The 3,523-nt window shown below is 70.5% G+C and carries 8 protein-coding genes; all 8 read left to right on the forward strand.

Annotation, left to right across the window (positions count from 1 at the left end; all coding sequences use genetic code 11):
* The coding region (locus ALMP_RS30800; protein ID WP_264934181.1) for a hypothetical protein at positions 1–364 on the forward strand (364 nt) is incomplete at its 5' end.
* 2 nt (positions 365–366) lie between these two features.
* Positions 367–1,089 (forward strand): ATP-binding protein, encoded by a 723-nt coding sequence (locus ALMP_RS30805; RefSeq protein WP_264934183.1) that lies wholly within the window; start codon positions 367–369, stop codon positions 1,087–1,089.
* Positions 1,086–1,391, forward strand: a complete 306-nt coding sequence (locus tag ALMP_RS30810) for a hypothetical protein (RefSeq protein ID WP_264934185.1) — start codon at positions 1,086–1,088, stop codon at positions 1,389–1,391. Before ALMP_RS30805 ends, ALMP_RS30810 begins: the two co-directional genes overlap by 4 nt.
* Positions 1,388–1,780 (forward strand): hypothetical protein, encoded by a 393-nt coding sequence (locus tag ALMP_RS30815; RefSeq protein WP_264934187.1) that lies wholly within the window; start codon positions 1,388–1,390, stop codon positions 1,778–1,780. The genes ALMP_RS30810 and ALMP_RS30815 overlap by 4 nt, the downstream gene beginning before the upstream one ends.
* Positions 1,777–2,379, forward strand: coding sequence for a hypothetical protein (locus ALMP_RS30820; RefSeq protein WP_264934189.1), 603 nt, complete (start codon positions 1,777–1,779; stop codon positions 2,377–2,379). The genes ALMP_RS30815 and ALMP_RS30820 overlap by 4 nt, the downstream gene beginning before the upstream one ends.
* Before the next feature lie 98 nt (positions 2,380–2,477).
* Positions 2,478–2,657, forward strand: coding sequence for a DUF6011 domain-containing protein (locus ALMP_RS44510; protein ID WP_375803553.1), 180 nt, complete (start codon positions 2,478–2,480; stop codon positions 2,655–2,657).
* The gene (locus ALMP_RS30825) at positions 2,657–3,079 is read left to right on the forward strand and encodes a hypothetical protein (RefSeq protein WP_264934191.1); all 423 of its coding nucleotides are present in this window, start codon (positions 2,657–2,659) and stop codon (positions 3,077–3,079) included. Before ALMP_RS44510 ends, ALMP_RS30825 begins: the two co-directional genes overlap by 1 nt.
* A gap of 55 nt (positions 3,080–3,134) precedes the next feature.
* Positions 3,135–3,470 carry a hypothetical protein gene (locus tag ALMP_RS30830; RefSeq protein ID WP_264934192.1) on the forward strand — a complete coding sequence of 112 codons (336 nt, stop codon included), beginning with the start codon at positions 3,135–3,137 and terminating at the stop codon, positions 3,468–3,470.
* Positions 3,471–3,523: the final 53 nt, after the last annotated feature.

Consider the following 3,523-nt stretch of genomic DNA (forward strand, 5'->3'; position numbering starts at 1 on the left):
TATGAACCAGGAGGGGGTTCAGACCGTAACCACTCACCTGACGCCCGTGGCCGAGCGCGACGCCTCCGGCCCCTCCCCGATCGACATCGACGGCTGGACCCTCACCGACGGACTCCGCCGCTGGGCCGTCAACACCTTCGGCGCAGGCATCGACCCGGACTACGAAGCCGCGCAGTTCGTCAGCCACTTTCGGTCCACCGGCCAGCGCCGCCACAACTGGAACGACGAGTACCAGAAGTGGGCCCGCCGCTCCGCCAAGTACGCGTCCGAGCGCGCCAACCGGCCACCCCTCCGCGCAGTCTCCGGCGGCCACACCCCCTACCAGCCGCCCACCGACCACTCCGTCTACCAGAACGGATTCTGACCATGCCCGACCCCGCACCCATCGCAGGCGCCACCGTCATGGACCGACTCCAGCGCATGCTCGACGCCCGCGGCCTCGGCCACATCACCGCCGGCCCCATCGACGACCAGCCCACCCCCGACGAACCGGGCCACCCGGAGTACCACCGGCGGCAGCGCACCGAGATCGCCCTCAAGCGCTGGACCACCGCCACCCCCTACCGCTACCAGCAAGCCACCGCCACCCACCCCGCCGTCGTCGCCTGGGCAGACCACGTCATCGACGACCCGCGCACCGCCGGGATCCTCTTCCTCACCGGCCCCTTCGGCACCGGCAAAACCCACCAGGCCTACGGCGCCCTCCGCCGCATCGCCGAAACCGGACCCGACCGGTTCGAGGTCATGGCCTACACCGCCCCCGACCTGTACGCCCTGCTCCGCCCGGGCGGCAGCGAACGCGGTCCGGAAGCCGAACTGAAGCGCCTCACCCGGGTGCCGCTCCTCCTCGTCGACGACCTCGGCACCGAAAAGATCAGCGAGTTCACCGAGGAAGCCACCTACCGGCTGCTGAACGAGCGGTACAACCACTGCCGCCCGCTGATCATCACGAGCAACCTTCCCGCGCACGACCCCAACGGGGTGGACCTCGTCGACAAGGTCGGCGCCCGCATCACCTCCCGCCTTGCGCAGATCACCACCGTCGTGCCGATGGACGGCGCCGACCTCCGCCGCGGAGGCGCGTCGTGAACCGCCGCTACGTCGCTCCGATGCCGCCGCAGCTCCGCCAGCAGATGCGCGCCGGCCACCACCCCGCCCGCACGGTGCCCTGCCCGCACTGCGGGGCCGCTGTCCACGCCCCGTGCGTGCTCCGCAAGTCCGGCCGCCACCTCCCCAAGCCCCACCCGCAACGCATGAACACCTGGGCCCTTCAGACGGCGTGCTGCCCCGAATGCCAGGTCGAACCCGGGACCCCCTGCCACGACGAAGGCCGCGCCCGCCACACCGTCCACGCCCGCCGCTACCAGGAAGCCGAGGACACCACCCCATGAGCCCCATCCGACCCGAGAACCGCGACCGCTACCCCGCCGACTGGAAGGCCATCAGCCTCCGCATCCGCACCGTCCGCGCCGCCGGCCGCTGCGAATGCCACGGCGAGTGCGGGCGCGGCACCCACACCGGCCGCTGCCCCAACCACAACGGCGGCACCGCGTACGGCACCGGCTCGAAGGTCGTGCTCACCGTCGCCCACCTCGACCACACCCCCGAGAACTGCGACCCCGCCAACCTCCGCGCCATGTGCCACGGCTGCCACCTCCACTACGACCGCGACCACCACGCCGCCACCCGAGCCCACACCCGCCGCGCCGCCATCGAAGCCGCCGGCCTGAACGACCGGGCCGCCGACATTGAGCAGGCCAAGGAGCACCCCCAGCCGTGAGCACCGAACTCACTCAGGAACAACGCGACCTGCGCTGGAAGCAGGCCCACACCGCCATCCAGAACGCCCTCGCCGCATCCTGGACCAACTGGCGCCGCACCGGCCGCCGACCCGACTTCACCAAGGCCGCCGACAACGCCATGGGCGGCCTCGGAGACCTCGCCGCCGAGATCCTCACCGACGGCACCATGCTGCGCGCCCTCACCGTCAAGGACGGCCAGGTCTGCCTTGAACTCGAAGAGGCTACCGAGATCCTCAAGCTGTTCGTGGCCACCATGCGCGGCATCCTCCACGGCTACGGAGCCGAGAACTACGTCGAAACAGAGATGCAGGCCCCGGCCCTGTCCATGGACCTCCGCGACAGCGACACCCCGTACGACTCGTACACCGTCACCGTGCAACGCCGCGAAGGAACGACGCCTCACCAGTTCCGGCTGAAGGCCGAGGAGGACCTCGCCGCTGTCATGCACGTCCTCAAGCTCTGGATCGACCAGGTCCAGCACAGCGGGGAAGCCAACGTCGACGACCTCACCTGCGCCCTCGCCCGGGTCGGCCACCCGATCTTCGACCACGAGCACAACGAGGCACGCCATGGCTGACCACACGCCCGACTACCTAGCCGCACTCGCCGCCGCGCCGCCATCGAAGCCGCCGGCCAACTCCAGATCGAGACCACGTGACCGCCCCGGTGACGTGCGTGTGCGGTCGCCCCCTCCGCGACCCCACCTCCATCGCCCGCCGCCTCGGACCCGTCTGCGCACGCCGCCTCAACGGCACGACGCCCGCCATCCGCGCACCAGCCACAGACCCCCAGCCGATCCCCGGACAGACCGCCCTCGACCTCCAACCCATGCAGCCCACCCTCTGGAGCCTCTGATGACCACCGAGACGACACCCCGCCTCTGGGAAGTCGATCACCCGTACTACTGCCAGGAAGGCAACTACTACAAGAACGGCCAGCACCTCACCTACGGCTCATGGACCGAGTTCCACGCTGAGTGGGGCAGCCTCGACGACGACCTCAACGCCGTCTTCCGCTGGGACTGGAAGACCCCCGACCCCGACGACTACTGCCCCGCCGACTGCGACGGCCACGACGACGGCGACTGCGACGAGATGCCGGGACCGGCCCTGCACGTCTACTGGGTGCTCCAGCGCAAGGCCATCCTCCGCTCCACCGAATGCCCCGTCACCGAGGCCGACGAGCCCGCCATCCGCGAATGGCTCACCCGCAAGGCCAACTACGTGCGCTCGATCTGGGAGCCGCTCCTCGACGGAGCCACCCCGCGCACCGTGTAGCCACAACAACCGTACGACCCCAAACGATCCCTACCGCGCGACCAGGAGCACCCCGATGAGCTACCCCACCATCTTCACCACCCCCGGCCTCCGCGCCATCGCCGAGGAGATCGACGCCGAGCGTCAGCGGCAGCTCACCAAGTTCGGCGAGCAGCACCACCCCGACGGCACCGGCTACCCCGGCAGCGAGAAGCTCGCCGACTTCTGGCGCCGCAAATGCCAGCGCGCCTTCGACGATGGCGAAGGCACCTGGGGCCACGTCCTCCTGGAGGAGGTCTTCGAGGCCATGGCCGAAGCCGACCCCGCCAAGCTGCGCACCGAGCTGGTCCAGATCGCCGCCGTCTGCGCCGCCTGGCTCGCCGACCTCGACAGCCGCGAGGGCGCCCGGTGACGCCGATGGAGCGGCTCCTCCTGGAAACCGTCCCCACCCGACCCACCCCCGCC

The organism is Streptomyces sp. A012304 (assembly GCF_026008495.1).
Lineage (GTDB): Bacteria > Actinomycetota > Actinomycetes > Streptomycetales > Streptomycetaceae > Streptomyces.